21 protein-coding genes are annotated in these 18289 nt (G+C 61.6%); all 21 read left to right on the top strand.

From position 1 onward, the window contains the following. Nucleotides 1-31 precede the first annotated feature (31 nt). The 21 genes from A9762_RS14715 to A9762_RS14615 all read left to right on the top strand — a co-directional run bounded on the left by A9762_RS14715 (nucleotide 32) and on the right by A9762_RS14615 (nucleotide 18281). Nucleotides 32-2779, top strand: a complete 2748-nt coding sequence (locus tag A9762_RS14715; RefSeq protein WP_069342751.1) for a VapE domain-containing protein — start codon at nucleotides 32-34, stop codon at nucleotides 2777-2779. Between the two features lie 234 nt (nucleotides 2780-3013). Then, on the top strand, nucleotides 3014-3814 hold the full coding sequence (locus A9762_RS14710) for a hypothetical protein (protein ID WP_069342750.1): 801 nt from the start codon (nucleotides 3014-3016) through the stop codon (nucleotides 3812-3814). A 522-nt stretch (nucleotides 3815-4336) separates the two neighbouring features. Continuing rightward, complete coding sequence (locus tag A9762_RS14705) at nucleotides 4337-4903, top strand: terminase small subunit (RefSeq protein ID WP_139133233.1); 567 nt, start codon at nucleotides 4337-4339, stop codon at nucleotides 4901-4903. Nucleotides 4904-4991: 88 nt separating this feature from the next. After that, entirely contained in the window at nucleotides 4992-6953 is a 1962-nt protein-coding gene (locus tag A9762_RS14700; protein ID WP_069342748.1) for a phage terminase large subunit family protein, read from the top strand. Nucleotides 6954-6962: 9 nt separating this feature from the next. After that, nucleotides 6963-7169 carry a phage head-tail joining protein gene (locus A9762_RS14695; RefSeq protein WP_069342747.1) on the top strand — a complete coding sequence of 69 codons (207 nt, stop codon included), beginning with the start codon at nucleotides 6963-6965 and terminating at the stop codon, nucleotides 7167-7169. Continuing rightward, nucleotides 7166-8680, top strand: coding sequence for a phage portal protein (locus A9762_RS14690; RefSeq protein ID WP_069342746.1), 1515 nt, complete (start codon nucleotides 7166-7168; stop codon nucleotides 8678-8680). Before A9762_RS14695 ends, A9762_RS14690 begins: the two co-directional genes overlap by 4 nt. After that, a complete protein-coding gene (locus A9762_RS14685) occupies nucleotides 8667-9743 on the top strand; it encodes a head maturation protease, ClpP-related (protein ID WP_069342745.1) in 1077 nt (358 codons plus the stop codon). Before A9762_RS14690 ends, A9762_RS14685 begins: the two co-directional genes overlap by 14 nt. Before the next feature lie 23 nt (nucleotides 9744-9766). Further along, complete coding sequence (locus A9762_RS14680; RefSeq protein WP_069342744.1) at nucleotides 9767-10108, top strand: head decoration protein; 342 nt, start codon at nucleotides 9767-9769, stop codon at nucleotides 10106-10108. Between the two features lie 66 nt (nucleotides 10109-10174). Continuing rightward, entirely contained in the window at nucleotides 10175-11170 is a 996-nt protein-coding gene (locus A9762_RS14675; protein WP_069342743.1) for a major capsid protein, read from the top strand. A 1-nt stretch (nucleotide 11171) separates the two neighbouring features. Then, nucleotides 11172-11462: a hypothetical protein gene (locus A9762_RS14670; protein WP_069342742.1), complete on the top strand. Its 291-nt coding sequence runs from the start codon at nucleotides 11172-11174 to the stop codon at nucleotides 11460-11462. Between the two features lie 4 nt (nucleotides 11463-11466). Then, nucleotides 11467-11997: a phage tail protein gene (locus tag A9762_RS14665; protein ID WP_069342741.1), complete on the top strand. Its 531-nt coding sequence runs from the start codon at nucleotides 11467-11469 to the stop codon at nucleotides 11995-11997. Further along, a complete protein-coding gene (locus A9762_RS14660) occupies nucleotides 11987-12508 on the top strand; it encodes a hypothetical protein (RefSeq protein WP_069342790.1) in 522 nt (173 codons plus the stop codon). Before A9762_RS14665 ends, A9762_RS14660 begins: the two co-directional genes overlap by 11 nt. Next, nucleotides 12505-13185, top strand: coding sequence for a phage baseplate assembly protein V (locus tag A9762_RS14655; RefSeq protein ID WP_069342740.1), 681 nt, complete (start codon nucleotides 12505-12507; stop codon nucleotides 13183-13185). The genes A9762_RS14660 and A9762_RS14655 overlap by 4 nt, the downstream gene beginning before the upstream one ends. Before the next feature lie 66 nt (nucleotides 13186-13251). Continuing rightward, on the top strand, nucleotides 13252-13479 hold the full coding sequence (locus A9762_RS14650; RefSeq protein ID WP_069342739.1) for a hypothetical protein: 228 nt from the start codon (nucleotides 13252-13254) through the stop codon (nucleotides 13477-13479). A 4-nt stretch (nucleotides 13480-13483) separates the two neighbouring features. Next, a complete protein-coding gene (locus A9762_RS14645) occupies nucleotides 13484-13828 on the top strand; it encodes a GPW/gp25 family protein (RefSeq protein ID WP_069342738.1) in 345 nt (114 codons plus the stop codon). Continuing rightward, nucleotides 13825-14709 carry a baseplate J/gp47 family protein gene (locus tag A9762_RS14640; RefSeq protein WP_069342737.1) on the top strand — a complete coding sequence of 295 codons (885 nt, stop codon included), beginning with the start codon at nucleotides 13825-13827 and terminating at the stop codon, nucleotides 14707-14709. The genes A9762_RS14645 and A9762_RS14640 overlap by 4 nt, the downstream gene beginning before the upstream one ends. Further along, nucleotides 14709-15275, top strand: a complete 567-nt coding sequence (locus tag A9762_RS14635) for a phage tail protein I (protein ID WP_170836243.1) — start codon at nucleotides 14709-14711, stop codon at nucleotides 15273-15275. Before A9762_RS14640 ends, A9762_RS14635 begins: the two co-directional genes overlap by 1 nt. Next, on the top strand, nucleotides 15272-16624 hold the full coding sequence (locus A9762_RS14630; protein ID WP_069342735.1) for a hypothetical protein: 1353 nt from the start codon (nucleotides 15272-15274) through the stop codon (nucleotides 16622-16624). The genes A9762_RS14635 and A9762_RS14630 overlap by 4 nt, the downstream gene beginning before the upstream one ends. A 1-nt stretch (nucleotide 16625) precedes the next feature. Continuing rightward, nucleotides 16626-17207: a hypothetical protein gene (locus A9762_RS14625; protein WP_069342734.1), complete on the top strand. Its 582-nt coding sequence runs from the start codon at nucleotides 16626-16628 to the stop codon at nucleotides 17205-17207. Nucleotides 17208-17336: 129 nt separating this feature from the next. Further along, on the top strand, nucleotides 17337-18014 hold the full coding sequence (locus tag A9762_RS14620; RefSeq protein WP_069342733.1) for a hypothetical protein: 678 nt from the start codon (nucleotides 17337-17339) through the stop codon (nucleotides 18012-18014). Between the two features lie 51 nt (nucleotides 18015-18065). After that, nucleotides 18066-18281, top strand: a complete 216-nt coding sequence (locus tag A9762_RS14615; protein ID WP_139133231.1) for a hypothetical protein — start codon at nucleotides 18066-18068, stop codon at nucleotides 18279-18281. Nucleotides 18282-18289: the final 8 nt, after the last annotated feature.

The raw sequence follows: 18289 nt of genomic DNA, 5'->3' as shown, positions 1-18289 counted from the left end.
TGCGTATGGTCAAGCTTGAGGCCGCGTAACGATGGCGAGTCTTGACGATATCCGCTCGCAGCTTGTCGCTGCGGGCCATCCTGACTTGCCCGTCGGGCATCCTATTGCAGACGACAAACACCATCGCTACGGTAAGGGGAAGAAATACTGGTACGCCCTGCATGAAGTCGTGCGCGAAGGTCGCGTGCTCGGCTACACCGGCGCCTATGGCTGTTGGTCCGGCCCTGACAACGGGGCGACAAAGTTCGAATGGTCCGGCGAATCCGTAACGCCCGACGATCTCGCTGCGGTTAAGCGCCGTCAGGAGGACGTCGCGCGCGTCGAGGCGGAGAAGAAAGCCAAGCAGGCCCGCAATGCGTCGAACCGTGCGCAGTCGCAATGGGACGCCGCCGAGGGCGTTCCTGTGGCGTCCGTTTACTTCGACCGGAAGCACATCACGCCCGAATGCGTGCGCGTGGATGCCGAGGGCGACATTCTCGTCCCGATGGTGGTCTACGGCGAAACGCAGCATCTCGCCGGGCTGCAAAAGATCTCCCCCGACTCCGCAAAGCGCTTCAATGCTGGCATGGACAAGGCAGGCACGTCGTGCCGCCTCGGAGCAATTCACGCTGACGATAAGGTGATCGGCATTGCCGAAGGCTATGCCACTGCACGATCCGTGCGTATGGCGCTTGACGATTCGATCCCGGTCGTCGTTGCGTTCGACGCCGGTAGCCTCATGGAAAACGCGAAGCGCCTGCGCGCGAGCTTCCCCGACGCTCACGCGCTGTTCTTCGCCGACGACGATTGGAAGATCGAGCAGCGCGTTTGCGACTGGCTTGCGGAAGAATTCGCGTACGACGGTGATGCGCAGATCGGCGGCGAGGTGCTGAATCTGACGCGCAAAGACGTCGACGTGCAGGTGCGCGTCGTTCGGAAAACTGACGGGCACGGCGTCGACTCTATCGAGGCAACGATCACGACGGCGGCGTCGAGCGCAGCGCCACGCGTGCGCACCTTCGCGAATGCGGGTCTCACGGCAGCGTATGCGGCGGCAGCGGTGATAGGTAACGCAAGCGTTACATTCCCGAAATTCGCCGCACGTGGCGACAGGAAGCTGACTGACTTTAACGACCTGCATGGCGAGGAAGGGCTGCATATCGTCAAGCAGCAGGCGAGCACGGCCGTGCTGGTGGCGTTGGGTGGTGTTGTGGAGGGGGATATTCCAGGCGCACACCTGCAAGCTGTGGAGACGCCCGAAGATCCGCTCTACGAGCAGGCCGTCGACGCTGTTCGGAAGCACGGCAGGGGCACGGTCGGGCACTTGCAGAGAATGCTATCCGTGTCGTACGCCCGCGCCGCCCGGCTGCTGGAAGTGATGGAAGAACGACGCGTCGTCACGTCAGCCGATTCGAACGGTCGTCGGAAGGTCTTCGCCACCGGCTTGCCCCCTTCATCGGCTGGCGCTGCGGATGGCCCGCCGGGTGACTATGACGAAGAAGATCAGTGGCGGGCACGCTTGCGGCGAGCTGAGAAATCCGGCGCTGTGCTGCCCGCGCTCGACAACGTGTTTGCGATCTTGCTGAACGATCCGGCGTGGGCGGGCGTGCTCGGCTTTGAGCAGTTCTCCGGGCGTGTCATGAAGCTCAAGCCGCCACCATTCGACGAGGGCGGTGCTGAGGGCGAGTGGACCGACCGTGACGACTCACGCTGCGTTCTGTGGCTCGGCCAGCGCTACGGATTCAGTCCCAAGCCGGATATCACGATGGAAGCGGCGTTCTTGGTTGCGGAGCGATACCCGTATCACGTCGTGCGTGACTACTTGGAGTCGGTCAAGACGAAGTGGGACCGTAAGCCTCGCCTTCGCTCGTGGCTCGTCGACTACCTGTTTGTTGAAGACACGGAATACGCTCGCCTCGTCGGCTTCAAATGGCTCCTTGGCGCCATCGGTCGCGTCATGCGCCCCGGCTGCAAGATGGACAACATCCTGATTCTTGAGGGTAAGCAAGACGCAGGGAAGTCCCGCACCTTCGCGACGCTGTTCGGTCAACAGTGGTTCACCGACGCTCACATCACCATCGGCGACAAGGACACTTACGTCGTCATGCAGGGCAAGTGGGTGATCGAGCTGGCCGAGCTGGATGCGTTGAACAAGGCCGATTCGTCTCTCGCGAAGAAGTTTTTTACGACGGCAGTCGACACGTTCCGTCCGCCGTATGGCCGTAGAGCCATCGACGTGCCCCGTCAGTGGGTCGCGTGCGGTACGGTGAACTTCGACGCTTACCTTAAAGACGAATCGGGGAATCGGCGCTATTGGCCGGTCAAGGCTGCGGACCTGCTGGATCTTCTCGGCTTGGCTCGTGATCGCGATCAGTTGTGGGCCGAGGCATTCACTGAGTATCTGGAATGGGAGCGTGCCGACGATGAGGCGGGCGGCACGTTGCCGACGCCGTGGCAGGTCACGCAGGCGGAAAAGCCGATGTTCGCAGTGGAGCAAGAGGCGCGTTACGAAGGCGATGTGTACGAAACCATGATCGCCCGGCACCTGTACGAAATGACGGGCAACGAGATCACGACGGAACAAATTCTTGCCGACGTGCTCAAGCTTGAGATCTCGAAGTGGACCCCGGCCGAACAGCGGCGTATCGGCAAGGCGATGAAGTCAATCGGGTGGGTGCGTAAGCGTCGCAGCGGCGGGGCGCGCGAGTGGTTCTACGAGCGCCCGCCTGCGCCGTCCGCGCCAGCCGTGGCAGTGGTCGAGCCGATCCAGTACGAGGAAACCGACGATGTGCCGCTTTGACCTGAAAAAGCGCGCCATGTCGACCGGTTTGGCGCGCGCGACAGCGGACAAAGGCGCGCTTAATCGCCGTCCCATGTCCCGACGTCCCAAGCGCCACCGCAACCCCGTGCGCGTGATGCGTGCGACGTGCGCGACGTGCGAGCGAGGGTGCGCATGTCGCGCGTGTCGCAGGCGCACACCCACGAACTTTCATTTTTTCTCTGAGACGTTGGGACATTGGGACGGGGACAGCCGATGAGGATCGACTACAAAGAGCAAGCCGGGATCGCGATGAGCGCACGCACGCAGCTCGCCGACTCGGTATCGGATCGCCAAGTTACTTTGGGTGCTCTCGCGTTTGCCGATGAGTTGGGTGCGATCCTGTGGCGAATGAAGTACGGGCAGGACGTCAAGCGTGCGGGAATGAAGCGGGCGACGTTGCTGCTGGCGAGCAAGGTCCGGTCGTCCGGCAAGTTCAATCGCGCACGCTTCACTGGCATCGACAAGGCGGCTAAGCGTGAGCGCAATCTTGGTGGTGAAGTCGAGCGGTCTGCGGCGGATATCGTCGAGCGGTTCGCGCGGCGCGTCATTGTCGAGTGGGTCGCAGACGTATGCGTCACGTGCAGCGGGCGGGGCAAGGTCGCAGTGTCAGTGTCGGCGGTGCCGACTCCGACGCCGTGTCGTGCGTGCGGCAGTACCGGGCGAGTGTTGATCTATGAAATGGTATTGCCGTCCGTGCCGCTCACTCGCGCGTTCGCGATTCAAGAGCACGACCGATGCCCCGCATGCCACGGTCGCCGGTATCTGTACCCTGATTCGAGCACGCGGGCAGCGGTTCGCACCGACGTCTGTCCGTCGTGCTCCGGCACTGGCAAGGCGAAGGTCGATCACCCGGCACGTGCGCATGCCCTTGGTGTATCGCTCGATGTGTATCGCAGGCGATGGGAGGACCGGTTTCACGGGATGCTCGCGGTTCTGGATCGGATCGACGCACGTGCGGGTGACGTCGTGAGCGCACAGATGCGACGAGGCAGCTTGCAGTCCGAAAGATCTTGAAATAGAATCCGTTTCATCCAGTGCCCCCCGGCGGTGAATCCAACGGCGCTCACTGGTGTATCGCTGGCACCGCGCGTTAGTCGTGCAAACCTCTCGGGACATAAGAAGAATAAGCGGAGCCTGTTAGGTGGGGTTGGGGAAGGTCCGCCCTTGCAGTGCGTAAGACAGATTATCGAAGCCCTGAGCATGCAAATGCTCGGGGCTTTTTGCTTTGGGCCTGACGCGGTGGACCAGCGCGTCGGCCCGCTCGTCGCTGGGGCTCCCCGTCAGGGGCAGCGGCGAGCACCCGACGCGATACGCCAGGGGCGCGGGGGCGTGCTCAAAAAATGTGCGCCGGGGACCCTATAGGCGACCCGCACGCGGGGCCGTGGACCCGCCGATTTGCGCTAGTCAGCAGTCAACAAACTTACTCAACAAGTCAACAGCTTCTGTTGACCGGTCAACGTCGACCGGTGTTTACCTGTCCCGTTGCCTATGGATCGACCTCCCCAACAGTTCGTGAAGCGAGCGGAGTACGCGCGCATGCACGGTTGGCATCGTTCGTATGTCACCAAGCTCGAACGCGCTGGCCGAATCGTTCTCTCGCCAGATGGCGGCATGGTCGATTGGGCTGCTACCGATGCGCTTATCGGCGAGACGTCCGACCCGAGCAAGCTCGGTGTAGCGGATCGTTGGGCCGCGCAGCGCCCCGAGGCGACGCCCGCCGTGCAAGTCGCCTCTCCGGCTATATCGGCTTCGCCGCTGCCGCCGCCAGCCCCCGCAAGTGACGCGGGTTCGGCTGGCGCGAGGAGTGGCTATCTCTACTGGCGTGAGCAGCGCGAGAAGGAGCTGGCGCTTGCGGCGCAGCGTGACCGCGAGCAGGCAGAGGGAAAGCTGGTCGATGCGGAGACGGTGCGTAGGGCGCGGTTTGAACTAGCACGGCAGGTTCGCGACCGTCTGCTGACGTTGCCCGAGCGAGTGCATAAGCAGGTCGCAGCGGAAAGCGATCCGCTCACGGTGCTGCTGATGCTCGACGAGGAGGTGCGTGATTGCCTTCGCCAGCTCGTCACCGAGATCGCGGGGACAGGGGGTGAGGATGGGAGCGGTTGACGGTTGGCAGTTGGTGCGTAGCTCGTGGTGTGACGGCCTCGCGCCCGATCCGGTTACGCAGGTCTCAGAGTGGGCGGACGCGAATCGGATGCTCTCGCGCAAGGTTGCGGCGGAGCCGGGGCCGTGGCGCACTTCGCGCACGCCCTACCTGCGGGAGCCGATGGACTGCCTGTCCGTGACCAGCCCGATTCAGGACGTTGTATTCGTCGCGGGCACGCAGGTCGGCAAGAGCGAGACCGGCATGAATTGGCTTGGGTGCTCGATAGACCAGTCGCCGTCGCCGTTTCTCGTTGTCATGCCGACGCTAAATCTTGCGAAGCGATGGAGTCGACAACGCTTCTCCGAGCTGGTCGACAACACGCCAATCATCAAGAAAAAGGCGGGTGAAAAGCGCTCGCGTGATAGCACCAACACTATTCTCGAAAAGGAGTTTGAAGGCGGTTCGATGGTGGTCGTCACCGGCGCGAACAGCGCGGTCGGCTTGCGCTCGATGCCTGCCAAGTACATCCACTTCGACGAGGTGGACGGCTATCCGCACGACGTCGACGGTGAGGGCGATCCAACGCTGCTTGCGAAGAACCGCCAAGACAGCTTTCAATCGCGCGCAAAGCGACTTTATACGTCGACGCCGACAGAGAAAGATGCGTCGGCCATCGAGGAGCTATACGAGGCGAGCGACAGGCGTCTCTACTACGTTGCCTGTCCACACTGTGGGCACGAGCAGCCGCTTGTGTGGAACGACGACGACGGCGTTAAGCGGATGTACTGGCGCGATGACGATCCGGAGACGGCCGGCTACATCTGCGCGGGGCCGGAGTGCGGCGTGATCATCGATGAGCGTCATAAGCGCGAAATGCTCGAAACGGGCCGCTGGATTGCGCGCTCGCCGGGGCCGGGAAAGGCTGCGGGGTTCCTCATCAATTCGCTGTATTCACCGTGGGTCTCTTGGGCGTCGCTGGTAAATGAGAGGATCGAAGCCGACAAGGCGGCAGCAAACGGCGATTACTCGAAGCTGAAGACGTTCACCAATACGCGCGAGGCGCGTTCGTGGGAAACGCCGGGATCGCGGGTCAAGTCGAACACGCTGCGTGAGCGGGCCGATAGCGAAACGTATCGTCTCGGCACGGTGCCGGTCGGTGGGCTTGTGCTCACGGGGGCGGTTGACGTCCAGCCTGATCGCCTGGAGTTGCTGATTCTGGCGTGGGGCGTCGGCGAGGAGGTGTGGATCGTTGATTACCGGGTGTTCTACGGTGACACGAGCGAGGACGACGTTTGGACTGAAATGCGGCAAGTCGTCCGCACGCCGATACGCAACGCATGGGGGCACGACCTGTTCGTCCGACTCTGCGCGGTCGACACCGGCTACAACGCACAACGCTGCTATGCGTGGCTGCGTGAGCACGAGCACGAGGGGTTCGTCGGGGTGAAGGGCTTCGGCGATGAAAAGCGCCCGTTGCTCGGCAAGCGCAGTACGGTCGACTTCGATTGGATGGGCGCGAAGGTGCCGAACGGTGCGCATGTCTATCCGCTCGGCACGTTCGTCGCAAAAGAGCAGCTTATGGGGTGGCTGCGACTTACCGGCACCGGATCGCATCGCGTGCACTACTCGCCGGACCTCTTTGACGACTTCTTCGCCCAGCTCACCGCCGAGGTGCTTGTGACGAAGTGGGTCGGCAGCAAGGCTCGTAAAGAGTGGTGGAAGCCGAAGAAGGCCCGCAACGAAGTGCTCGACATGTTCGTCTACAACATGGCCGTCGCGGCGATGCTGGGCCTGCCGCGTTGGCGTCCGATTCAATGGGAGACGCTGGTCAAGAACCTGCAAAGCGACGACCTGTTCGGTGCCCCGGCAGTGCCGTCAGAACCCGACGAGGCGAACGAGATGCCGCAGCAGTCAGACGCGGCTCCCGAGCCTGACACGGAATCGCCGGACGCTGGTGTGCCCGCATCGGTATCGCCGCAACTGCCACCACAACCCAAACCCGTACCAATGACCGCCCCCCGCCCGCCTGCCCGGCGCGTGGGGCGTTCGTCGTACCTGAAACGCAGATAAGGGGGCTAGATGGCCTATTCGCAGAAAGATTTGGACCGCATCGACCGGGCAATTGCGACCGGTCAGCTTGAGGTCGAATACGCTGACCGGAAAGTCCGGTATCGCTCGGTGCGTGAGCTGCGCGAGGCGAAAAGCGAAATTGTTAAAGAGCTTGGAGCCAACGCGCCGCGCTCGCGAATCATCCGGCTTCGGCACGGTGGGAAGGGGCTGCTATGAGCAAATTCCCCTCCCTGTCGCAGCGAGGCTTTGTGATGCCTACGCGGCTCAAGGCGTCGGCTTACGACGCGGGTGGCGGGGGCGGTGGGCGGGGGAAGTCGTGGAAGGTCTCGGGGGCCGGGCCGAACGCTGCGGCGACGCAGAATTTAGCGCTCATGCGCTCCCGTGCTCGTGCCGCGATTCGTAACGACCCTTGGGCCAAAGCGGCGATTCACCGTCTTGTGACAAACACCATCGGCACGGGGATTCAGCCTCATCCAAAGCACAGCGACGAGAAAATCCGTGCCGCTCAAAAGTTGCTTTGGAAGGACTGGCTACCTGACGGCGACGCCGATGGATTGCTCGACTTCTACGGTCAGCAAACGCTCGCCGCGCGGGCATTCTTCAGTGACGGCGAAGTATTCGCGCGTCGGCGGCTTCGTCCTTTGTCCGAAGGGCTTGCAGTGCCTATGCAGGTTCAGGTGTTGGAAGCCGACATGCTGCCCGTCGAGAAAAACGAAGTGTTGGCGAACGGCTCGGAAATTATCAGCGGTATTGAGTATGACGCTGATGGGCGGCGCGCAGCGTATCACTTTCTGCGGCGGCATCCGGGCGAATACAACCGCATGAGTGCGGGCGTCGGCCTGACCGTGCGTGTACCCGCTGATGAAGTGGTGCACGTGTTCCAGCCGCTTCGTCCGGGGCAGGTGCGCGGGGTGCCCGAGCTATCGACGGTTCTCCTACGGCTCCACTCGCTCGACAACTTCGATGACGCCGTGCTGTTCCGTCAGGAAGTGAGCAACCTGTTTGCCGGTTTCATCACGAAACCTAGCACGCCCGCAAGTGGTCCCCCGGTCGACGGCTTGACCGGGGCGCCGGTCGAGTTTGACGCGGACGGGTTTAGCCCTTTCGTGTCGCTCGAACCCGGCTCGATGTCGGAGCTTGGGCCGGGCGAAGAGGTGTCGTTTGCCGAGCCGCCGGGGGCTGGCACCGACTATGCGCCGTTCATGCGGCAGCAGTTAATGGCCGCTGCCGCGTCTGTGGGCATGCCCTATGAGGTGCTAACGGGAGATCTCCGGGACGTCAGCGACCGCGTGCTGCGTGTGCTTCTCAACGAGTTCCGGCGCGGCCTTGAACAGTTGCAATGGAACCTGTTCATTCACCAGTTTTGCCGCGTCGTCTGGCGTTGGTGGGTGGATGCGGCAGCGCTGGCCGATTCGATGCCGATGCCCAACTACTACACGCGGCGTCGTGAGTATCTGAGGGCCGAGTGGGTGCCGCAAGGCTGGCCGTACATCCACCCGGTGCAGGACGTCACAGCCAATCAAATGGCAGTGCGCTCCGGCTTCACAAGCCGCTCGGCAGTCGTGCTTAAGGGGGGCGATGCACCCGAGGTCGTCGAGGAGGAAGCGGAGGCCGATAACAGGCGTGCCGACGCTCGTGGCCTGCGATACGACACTGACTTGCGCTGGCAAAACCCGGTAGACCGAAATCTCAAATCAAACAAAGGAAACGACGATGAAGAATCGTAAGTGGTGGGACATTCGCGCCAGTGTCAACGGGCAGGGTGCCAGCGTGGTCGAGATCCGCATCTATGACGAAATCGGCTTTTATGGCATGGACGCACAGGCGTTCATGTCGCAGCTCGACGCGGCGGCGGGCAGTGCGGCGGAAATCGTTGTCGCGATTAACTCGCTCGGTGGTGACGTGTTCGACGCGTTTGCAATCTACAACGCATTGCGGCGCTATCCCGAGAAAGTTACGACGCGAATTGACGGGGTTGCAGCGTCGGCAGCATCGCTCGTCGTGATGGCTGGTCATCGCGTGCTGATGCCGGAAAACGCGATGTTGATGATTCACAACCCGTGGACAGTGGCCGGTGGTGACGCGGATCAATTGCGCGCGTACGCCGACATGCTGGACAAAGCCGGTGATGGAATCATGGCTGCGTACCGAAACAAGTCGGGCAAGACCGACGATGAGCTGCTGGCGATGATGAAGGCGGAGACGTGGTTCACCGCGAGCGAAGCTGTCGAGGCCGGTTTCGCTGATGAGATCGAAGCTCCGGTGAAGATCTCGGCCTCGGCGAACAGCGCTCGCATCATCGCCAGGCTGACCAACATCCCCGAATCGGTAAAGGCGCTTCTGAACGGTAGTGGAGATAGTGCGGCGCCACCAGCTCCGGCTCCTTCCAGCGCAGCGCCGCAGGGAGATCCGGTCGCAGAGGAGCCGACGGCGCTCCTCGCCCATCTCTACGCGTCTTGCCGTACGGCCAACCTGTCCAATTGTGCGGAAGGGATCGCGCTCGCGACGGGGCTGAAAAATCGTGCGTCGATTGACGCGGCGGTGGTGGCCGCGACGGAAATCGCGGGCGTCTGCTTGGCCGCAAAGAAGCCCGAGCTTACGGCGAAATTCGTGAGCGACGGCCTGTCGCCCACGGACGTGCGTGCCCGCCTTTACGACCAGCTCGTGAGCGGCCAGCCGAAATTGAACAACCACGCGTCACCGCCGAGTGACGCGCCTGTTGTGCAAGCGCGTGGCCCGAGTGCCACGGATATCTACGCCGCTCGTCGCGGCAACAGTGCTCGTAAATAACCGAGTCTCTAAAGGAGAAGTCAATGCAAGCAAGAACCCAAGGCACATTGCCCGGCGAATTCCTCAAGTCCGAGGCCAATGGCCGTCTCTCGCGCGAACGCATCAAGGTTGCGGCTGGCAACGCGCTGCCCGCCGGGCAAGTCCTCGGAAAGCTCGATAGCGGCGAGTACGTCGCCTACAACGCCGCTGGTGCGGATGGCTCGGAAAAGGCCGTTGCCATTCTCTATGCGCCGCTCGATGCGAGCGACGTTGCACGACCGGCCGTCGGCATCGTTCGCCTCGCCGAAGTTGTGGGGAGCCTTGTCGCCGGTGCTGACGCCGCTGCGTTCGCGTCGCTCGCAACACACTTCGTCATCCCGCGATAAGCGCATCGGCCTAATCGCTCGCCCTTGATCGGGGCGAGGAAATTTTCCATACGTTCGGAGGTTCAAATGGCGGAAATCGCCCTGTTTAACGATGACGCGTTTTCGCTCGCGTCGCTCACCGCTGCTATCAATGAAGCAGCGCATGTACCGTCTCGGCTCGCTAACCTCGGATTGTTCGAGGAAGACGGTGTTACCACGACGACCGTTCAAATCGAGCACGACGGTGACAAGCTTGCGCTTATCCCGGCCGCTCCCCGTGGTGGGCCGGGCGTGCAGATCGGCGGAAGTAAGCGGAAGTTGCTCCCGCTCAACACGGTGCACTTGCCGGCCGAGGGGCAAATCGGCGCGGACGAAATTCAAAACCTGCGCGCCTTTGGTCGCGAAACTGAGCTGGAGGCATTGCAAACGGTTGTTAACGGACGTCTGGCCACGATGCGTCGATCGCTCGATGCTACGCACGAGTTCCATCGCATCGGGGCTATCAAGGGGCAGATCCTCGATGCAGACGGCCAGACGGTCCTCGTGGACCTTCTGGATAAGTTCGGCGTTGAGCGCAACGTCGTACCGTTCAATCTCGACAAAGCGGATACCGAGATTCGCCAGCTCTGTGCGGATGTGCTGGATTTGATCGAAGACGCGTTGGGCAATACGCCATTCTTCGGCGTGCGCGTTTTCTGCGGGCGCACGTTCTGGCGCAAGCTGATCGTGCTCAAAACCATCAAGGAGACGTACCTCGCCAGCGCAACCGCCTCCGCGCTGCGCAACGATGTTCGCGATTCGTTCGAGTTCGGCGGGCTGGTATTCGAGCGCTATCGCGGTCGCGTCGCGGGTGTCGGCTTCGTCGAGGACTCGGCGGCATACGCTGTGCCGGAAGGTGTGCCGGAGCTGTTCATCACACGGTTTGCCCCTGCGAACTACATGGAGGCGGCGAACACTAAGGGCCTTCCGTACTACGCGAAGCAGGAAATCCAGCGCTTCGACAAGGGCGTCGACCTTGAAGCGCAGTCGAACCCGATTCACCTGTGCACGCGCCCGAGGGCCGTCGTTAAGCTGACGGCCTGATATGTCGTTTCGTGACCTCGCGGCCGAGGTGGACGATGCTGTCGAGGATGAACTTTCCGACGACGACATCTCTATCAATGGTCTCCCGGTCCCGGCGATGTACTCCGAGCCGTGGCTTGCACCCGATCTAGGGCAGCAACCCACGGCGCTTACCGGACCACAAATCCGCGTGCGTGATATGCACGTGCGCGGCCTGCGTGTCGGTGTGGGCGTGCAAGTCGGCGAACAGGCATACCGGGTGTACGAAATCAAACCCGATGGCACCGGCTGGACGGTTCTCTTACTGAGGTGACGGAATGGACCGTCTGACAGTCGAAGTCGATATCAACCAAGCGCTCTCTGTTCTGGGGGCGCTTCCTCCCTCCGCTATGCAAGCGGCGTGGCGGCGGACACTTCGCAAGGTCGCAGCGTGGATCAAGACGCAGACCGCACGTGAGGTGTCCGCCGCAACGAAGATCCCGCAGAAGGTCATCAAAGGCCGTCTGTACTTCTTCCTGCGCTCGATGGACGCGGGCAAGGTATGGCTCGGACTGAACCCAATCGAAGCGCATCGTCTCGGCAAGGTCACCCAGACCCGTAAGGGGGTGCGTGCTGGTCGCACGACGTTTGAGGGTGCGTGGCGGCAGACGAAGGCTAAACCGAATGGCCCGATTTACCGCCGGACAGGCAGCGGCCGAACGCCCTATGAGGTCGTTACTGTCGATTGGAGCAGATTCGGCGACCCTGCATTCAGGCGGGCCGCCCGCGCAGTCGAAGCCCGGCTATTGGTCGTGCTGCGGCAGGAAGTTAACTACGAGTTGGAGAAAGCCCTTGGACGTGCTCGATAACCTCAAGACGTTGCACGACGCCATCGAAGCGGGACTCAAAGTCGCTTTGCCGGACACGGTGACAGTGCTGGTGTACCCGCGCCACCTGCAAAAGGTGCCCACACCGAGCGTCGTTCTTGAAATGTCGGAAATGCTGCCGGGGCACGACCCCGGTACGGGGCAAATCGCGTTGACCGGCCATTTTCAGGCACGGGTCATCGTTGACCCGCTCGATGCCGATGCCGACCTGCTGGTCCGTGAGTTGAGTGCCCGTGTGGCCCTCGCGACGCAAGGGCAAACGTGGGAATTGCCAGCAACACCGGCTCGGCTGATTCAGGTCGGCGAGGACCCGTTTCGCCCGGCGCTAGACGCCTACATCGTGTGGCTGGTGGAGTGGGCGCACGAGTTCAACCTCGGCCCGGTGTGGCCGATAGTGGAGCCGGGTAGGGAAATCACGTGGTTGGTGGCGGGCGACGACGACACGTTACCGATTGGGTTTGACCTCGCTGGTGAGATGGAAGGCACGTCATGACCGAATACGACATTGGAGAAATCGACCGGCGTATCGCCTGCATGCTGCAAGTCGGCGTGGTGAGCGCTGTTGACTATGATCCCCCCCGTTGTCGTGTGACTGTGGGGGATTGGACGAGTTTGCCGATGCGCTGGTTGTCGTTCGCTGCGGGCGCGGTGCGGTCGTGGAGACCGCCGTCGCTAAACGAGCAGGCCATCGTGGTTTCGCCTTCCGGCGACTTAGCGACTGCGTTCGCCATAGTCGGCTACTACACCGACCAGCACGATGCTCCGGATAGCAGCCCGGACACGACGGTCACGGACTTCCCGGACGGTGCGCGCGAATCGTACGACCACGCGTCGAGCGAGTACGTCTTGGATGTGCCTGCGGGCGGTCGGATCGTCTTCCGAATCGGCGATACGCAGCTCGTGCTCGAAGCCGGCGGCACAACGCTCACGACGCCTACTTTTACCGGGGACACGCCGACGGCGACCTTTACGGGAGACACGACCGTCGAGAAGCGGCTGACGTTCAACGGTGGCATGACCGGCAAAAGCGGGGGCGGTGGGGCGACGATGGAAATCGAGGGTAAAGCTCGCTTTACTGAGGACGTTATCGCGGGCGACATATCGCTCACGGGGCATAGCCACATGGAGCAAGGCGACGGCGCCCCGGTGGGTCCGCCTATCCCGCGATAGTGCGCTACAGAGTTTCGAATGCAAGGCCGCATATGTGATGCGGCCTTTTTTATTGGAGTGTGAAAAATGTCGAAGCCGCAACAGCAGCAACCCGCCTTCGGGCAATCGGACAAGAGCGAGATTGCCGGAGCGACGTCCGGCGTGACGTTTCGTGACAAGGCATTCAAGTCGCGAGTGATTGTGTTTCCCGGCGGCGCAACCGTGACCGTTGAGCGCGGGACCGCTACCGTGACCGACGCCGCGCATATCGAGGCGTTGGACAAGCGCGACGACTTCGAGCGCGTGAGCGAGTGACGCCATGACGGTCGCGTCCGAACTGGTCGGCATGGACCGCGTGACCGGCATGCCCTTGCGCGGCATCGCGCACGTTAAGCAATCCATCGGCGACATCCTCTCGACCCGGAAAGGGGCGCGGCGCGAGCGTCCCGAGTACGGCAGCAACATCCCGTTGATGGTCGACTTGCCGCTCACGCGCGGTCTGATATCGGAAATGCAGGCGGATGCGGCGCAAGCGTTGGGACGTTGGGAGCCGCGTATCAAGTTGGAGCGTGTCGTCCTCGTCTCGTTGGTCGGTGGTAAGCCGACGTTCCGCATCGAGGGCGAATACGAAGGTAATCGCGAAGTGTTTGAGGTGCTGCTATGACCATCGATCTTTCTACCCTCGCGCCTCCTGACGTTGTGCAGCCGCTGGACTTCGAGGAGGCGTATGCGAAAAAGCTGGCGTTGTTCAAATCGCTCTATCCGCTGTGGTCGGCGGCACTTGAGTCGGACATGGTGGTCAAGCTCATCCAGTTGGCCGCCTACGACGAAATTCGCGCTATTGCTCGAACGAACGATGCAGGACGGGCGGTCATGTTGGCGTTTGCAGGCGGTTCGGACCTTGAGCATTTGGGGGCGTTGCAAGACGTGTTGCGCGGCGTGGTGTCGCCGGCGGACGACGCGGCGAATCCTCCTGTCCCGGCAGTACTCGAAGGGGATGCCCGGTTCCGGTCTCGCATTCAAATGGCACCCGAAAAATCAACGGTCGCAGGACCGTTCGATGCTTATCGGGCCTTTGCTATGGACGCGTCAGCGCGGATTGCTGATGTCGTCGTCGATAGGCCGGTGGCTGGAACGATTCGCCTGACGGTCATGTCCGTGGACGGTGACGGTGTGCCCGACGCTGATTTGCTGGCAATCGTGGATGCGAAAGTGTCCCCGGAGACTGTTCGTCCCTTGAACGATTGGGTCGATGTTGTTGCGGCAGGGAAGGTCGATTACGAGATCGACGCTGACGTATACGTGCCGCGCGGTGTCGGTGCTGGTGCTGCATTCGACGCGCGCAAAGTGGCTTTGGACGCGGCGATTGCCGAGGCGCGAATGCTCGGCGTCGGCATGCCATTGTCGGCTCTGTATGGAGCCCTTCACCCCGAAGGTTCGGGGGTGAGAAAGGCCGTGGTGCGAAAGCCAGCAGCAAGCGTGGAGTGCAACGCACGGCAGTTTGCGAATTGCACCGCGATCCGCTTGAACAAGGTGGAGGTGTGATGTCGCATCCGCTACTTCCGAGCAATCAAACGCCGCTTGAGGCGGCACTAGCGCATGTCATGCGCCCTAGTGTCGATCCGGACGTCATCAAGACGCTATGGGACGCCGACAGGTGTCCGGTGAGGCTGTTGCCGTGGTTGGCGTGGGCAATGGCGGTCGACGGGTGGGAGCTTGCTGAGTCTGAAGCGGTGCAGCGTTCGCTCATCAAGAACTCGCTCGCGATGCACCGAAAGAAGGGCACGCCGTGGGCGGTTAGGCAAATCATTCGCAGCCTCGGCTTCGGGGAGGTGGTCATTGTCGAGGGGAGGTTGATCCGTCGGCGCGACGGCTCCACTACGCGTAATGGTGACTACGTTCACGGGGCCGCGAACGCGTGGGCGCAATACATCGTGAAGCTCAGTCGCCCGGTCACGAAAGATCAAGCCGAGATGCTGCGCAGCGCGATTGAGCGGTATGCGCCGGGGCGTAGTGAACTGGTCGCACTTGATTACACCGAGGCAGCACTTCGCCATAACGGCGTAGCTCGCCGCGATGGGCAATTTACACGAGGGACGGTAACAAAATGACGAAACTTCAAGAGCCGACTGATTGGTCGGATGAAATCTACCAGTTGGAAACGAGTGATCAGGTACTCGGTGGCCCGGACGGAATCGATAACGTGCAGGCAAAGCAACTTGCCGGGCGGACGAATTGGCTGCGCGATGCGGTCGCAAAAAACGCGGATTCGTTCGCGGCCCATGAGGAGGCAGTCGACCCGCATAAGCAATATGCGACGAAGCGTAGTCTGGATGAGCGGATTGCCGCGCTCGTACCTGCGACTGCCGGGATCGACTCAAATACCGCGATCCCCGCTTCGGCCTCGGGAACGCTATACGAAATCAGCGATGGCACTGCGACCCTTCCGGCTCCGGCTGACCGACTCATTTTCGAATTTTGGGGTACTGGCGTCGCTAAGGGGAAAATCGCCGCACCCGGAAACGCCACATTGCAATTGCCCGACGGCACAATTACGCCGGGCGGCGTATTCCCTGTCGGGGCAAATACGGCGGTGCGGGTGAGGTGCGACGGGGCAAGTTGGTTAATCACCAACCTTTCCGGCGTGGTTCGCGCGAAGTCCGGAGCGATCACCGCTGATTGGGGGGTTGGTGGGAAGCTCACCGTTGGCGACGACGCTAGGGTCGGTGGTTCCGTTGCCGTGGGTGGCGACGGTCATGTCGACGGCACGCTCGTTGTTGTGGGCTCCGCCACTGTTGGCTCCCCCTCCAAATTTGGAGACGCGGCACAGTTCGGGCAGCTCGGCAACTGTCGGGAAGTGGTGGGGACGACCGATGCAACCGTACTGACGGCAAACCAAGCGGGTAGCTCGGTGAATGTCGGTGGAGCGACGGCGTATACGAACAAGCTACCGCTGTCGTCGTCGTGTCGTAGTGGTTCGACATTCGAGTTTCTTAGTTCGAACGGCGTGGCGGTGACAATCGCCTGCCAAGGCACGGACAAAATTGCGTTTTCAGGGATGTCGGCAAGTTCGATTGCGCTCCTGCCTGGCGACAATCTGACGCTCAGGACGAACGGAACCGGAATTTGGTTTGCATTCGGCGGTGCTGCGCAACTGCAATACAGCAGTGCCTTGGGCGGTTCGCTCGGCACAAATTGGTATCAAAAGTACCCAAACGGAAAGATCGAAAACCGAGGGTCAGGTGTAACTGACGCGAACGGCATTCTCGTGCAGACGTTGCCGCTTGCGTATCCCGGCGCTGCGCGCGGGGGTGTGGCGATTCTTTACGGCGGTGGTGGGTCCACGCTTGTAACGGTGCCGTCACAAACGTTGTCGCAAATCACGATTGCGACGAAGGCGTCTTCTACTGGAGTGGCGCAACCTTCGCAGCCTGTGGCGTGGATTTCTTGGGGAGAGTGAGATGGGGAAAAAGTTTGCTGCGTTTGATGAGCAGGGCAACATTGTTGCCCAATACGACAGTGTAGACAGCCCGGTGCCGAAAGGGTTGACGAGCGTCGTGGAGTTGACTGATGAGCAATACAGGCGGTGGACCAATGAGCCGACACGTTGGTACTTGCCCGAGGGCGTTTTCACTGCGGCGCCGGCTCCGTCGGACGAATACCTCTTGAGTCTTGCAAAGGCCGTGAGAATCGCGGAGCTTGCCGAGGCCTGCCGTGCCGAGATCCATGCGGGCTTCTCGTCGAGTGCGCTCGACAGTCCGTTCGTCTATCCCGCAAACGATGTCGATCAACAGAATCTGTCGGCATCGGTACTCGATTCGTTGATGCCCGGTATTGCCTCCGACTGGACTACCCCGTTTTGGTGCGCGGATGCCGCTGGCGCGTGGGCGTTCCGTGAGCACACTGCCGCGCAGATTCAGCAGGTGGCACGAGATGCCAAGACGGCAATCCTGTCTGCGACGGCGAGGAGGATCGCTCTGACCGAGCGGGTGAACGCCTGCGTGACTCAGGCGGAGGTTTCAGTCGTTGCATGGAATGGCTAGTGAGCGGCAAAGCGCTCGTGAATCTCCGACAATTTCCTCGGCGTGGTTGGTGATGAGTTGTGCGCATTTCTTGATGCGACGACCTTGCTTGCAATGGCAGGGGGTCGCAAAACTATCGGAGGTGTATGTATGGCCGTAGTGGCATGGGATGTTCTCTTGTGGTTCATGTGGTGGTACGCGAAAGTCATGGGTGCCGCGTTGTTGTTCGCGGTGCCCGGGCAGGTCGTAAGTCGATTCGTTCGAGCGCCTTCGCACGGGGTTTCAACGGTGGTGACGCGAGTTGTGCTCTTGCTGGCGTATCCCGCGCACGCAGCACTTTCGCTGGGCGTCACTCTGTTTGCCTGGAGTGCCGTTTGTTGGTGGGCACCGTTGTTTGTCGACCGCGACGGGAATTTGCCGAAGTGGCTCCGGTGGTACCAGACGTTCGATGCGTCGGTAGACGCAGGTTGGAGTGATGCCTACTACACCGGTTGGTTGGCTGAAACTCGCATCGGGCGTTACATCTCACGCGTGCTGTGGTTGTGTCGGAACCCTGCCTACGGGTTCGATTATGCGTTGCTCGGCGTCGCGTTCGCGGCAAGCGAGTGGCGGGTTGTGAAGTATGTTGAGACCGAAGATACGGCGCTGTTCTTCGCCGTTGGTCGCGGCTTCAATTTCTATTACGAAGGCCGATGGGGAAGGTACAAGATCGGCTGGAAAGCGTGGAACCGATGGGGCGGCACCGGTTGGGATGCTCCCAACTGGGCGGAGTATGACCGAATCCCACTGTGTTTCACTTTGAACCCATTTCATCGACGGCCCGCCTAGTGCGGGCCGTTTTCATTTGGGCCGCTAGTTCGGTTCTCGTCGGGGGTGAGTGTGACATTTCTTGATGCGTTGGTCGGTGCGTTGAAGTCGACGCCGGAGGCCGTGGTCGACGGTGTTCGTGCGGCACCGGCAGCGTCCGTGCCGGTGATGAAATTCATGGGCTATCCGGTCTCCGACTGGACGAGCCTTGTGATGCTTGTCTATGCGCTGCTGCTGGTAGGGCACTTGCTCTACAAGTTCTACGCGCGAATTTTCGGTAAGGGCTAAGAGCCGGG

Origin of the sequence: Pandoraea sp. ISTKB, assembly GCF_001721285.1 — a bacterium.
Classification (GTDB): Bacteria; Pseudomonadota; Gammaproteobacteria; order Burkholderiales; family Burkholderiaceae; genus Pandoraea; species Pandoraea capi.
This window is presented reverse-complemented; position numbering and strand designations above follow the sequence as displayed.

Bases quoted from the DNA above. Each gene is read 5' to 3' on its own strand.
- A9762_RS14715 (WP_069342751.1), top strand. From the start codon at position 32: ATGGCGAGTCTTGACGATATCCGCTCGCAGCTTGTCGCTGCGGGCCAT.
- A9762_RS14710 (WP_069342750.1), top strand. From the start codon at position 3,014: ATGAGGATCGACTACAAAGAGCAAGCCGGGATCGCGATGAGCGCACGC.
- A9762_RS14705 (WP_139133233.1), top strand. From the start codon at position 4,337: ATGCACGGTTGGCATCGTTCGTATGTCACCAAGCTCGAACGCGCTGGC.
- A9762_RS14700 (WP_069342748.1), top strand. From the start codon at position 4,992: ATGCTCTCGCGCAAGGTTGCGGCGGAGCCGGGGCCGTGGCGCACTTCG.
- A9762_RS14695 (WP_069342747.1), top strand. From the start codon at position 6,963: ATGGCCTATTCGCAGAAAGATTTGGACCGCATCGACCGGGCAATTGCG.
- A9762_RS14690 (WP_069342746.1), top strand. From the start codon at position 7,166: ATGAGCAAATTCCCCTCCCTGTCGCAGCGAGGCTTTGTGATGCCTACG.
- A9762_RS14685 (WP_069342745.1), top strand. From the start codon at position 8,667: ATGAAGAATCGTAAGTGGTGGGACATTCGCGCCAGTGTCAACGGGCAG.
- A9762_RS14680 (WP_069342744.1), top strand. From the start codon at position 9,767: ATGCAAGCAAGAACCCAAGGCACATTGCCCGGCGAATTCCTCAAGTCC.
- A9762_RS14675 (WP_069342743.1), top strand. From the start codon at position 10,175: ATGGCGGAAATCGCCCTGTTTAACGATGACGCGTTTTCGCTCGCGTCG.
- A9762_RS14670 (WP_069342742.1), top strand. From the start codon at position 11,172: ATGTCGTTTCGTGACCTCGCGGCCGAGGTGGACGATGCTGTCGAGGAT.
- A9762_RS14665 (WP_069342741.1), top strand. From the start codon at position 11,467: ATGGACCGTCTGACAGTCGAAGTCGATATCAACCAAGCGCTCTCTGTT.
- A9762_RS14655 (WP_069342740.1), top strand. From the start codon at position 12,505: ATGACCGAATACGACATTGGAGAAATCGACCGGCGTATCGCCTGCATG.
- A9762_RS14650 (WP_069342739.1), top strand. From the start codon at position 13,252: ATGTCGAAGCCGCAACAGCAGCAACCCGCCTTCGGGCAATCGGACAAG.
- A9762_RS14645 (WP_069342738.1), top strand. From the start codon at position 13,484: ATGACGGTCGCGTCCGAACTGGTCGGCATGGACCGCGTGACCGGCATG.
- A9762_RS14640 (WP_069342737.1), top strand. From the start codon at position 13,825: ATGACCATCGATCTTTCTACCCTCGCGCCTCCTGACGTTGTGCAGCCG.
- A9762_RS14635 (WP_170836243.1), top strand. From the start codon at position 14,709: ATGTCGCATCCGCTACTTCCGAGCAATCAAACGCCGCTTGAGGCGGCA.
- A9762_RS14630 (WP_069342735.1), top strand. From the start codon at position 15,272: ATGACGAAACTTCAAGAGCCGACTGATTGGTCGGATGAAATCTACCAG.
- A9762_RS14625 (WP_069342734.1), top strand. From the start codon at position 16,626: ATGGGGAAAAAGTTTGCTGCGTTTGATGAGCAGGGCAACATTGTTGCC.
- A9762_RS14620 (WP_069342733.1), top strand. From the start codon at position 17,337: ATGGCCGTAGTGGCATGGGATGTTCTCTTGTGGTTCATGTGGTGGTAC.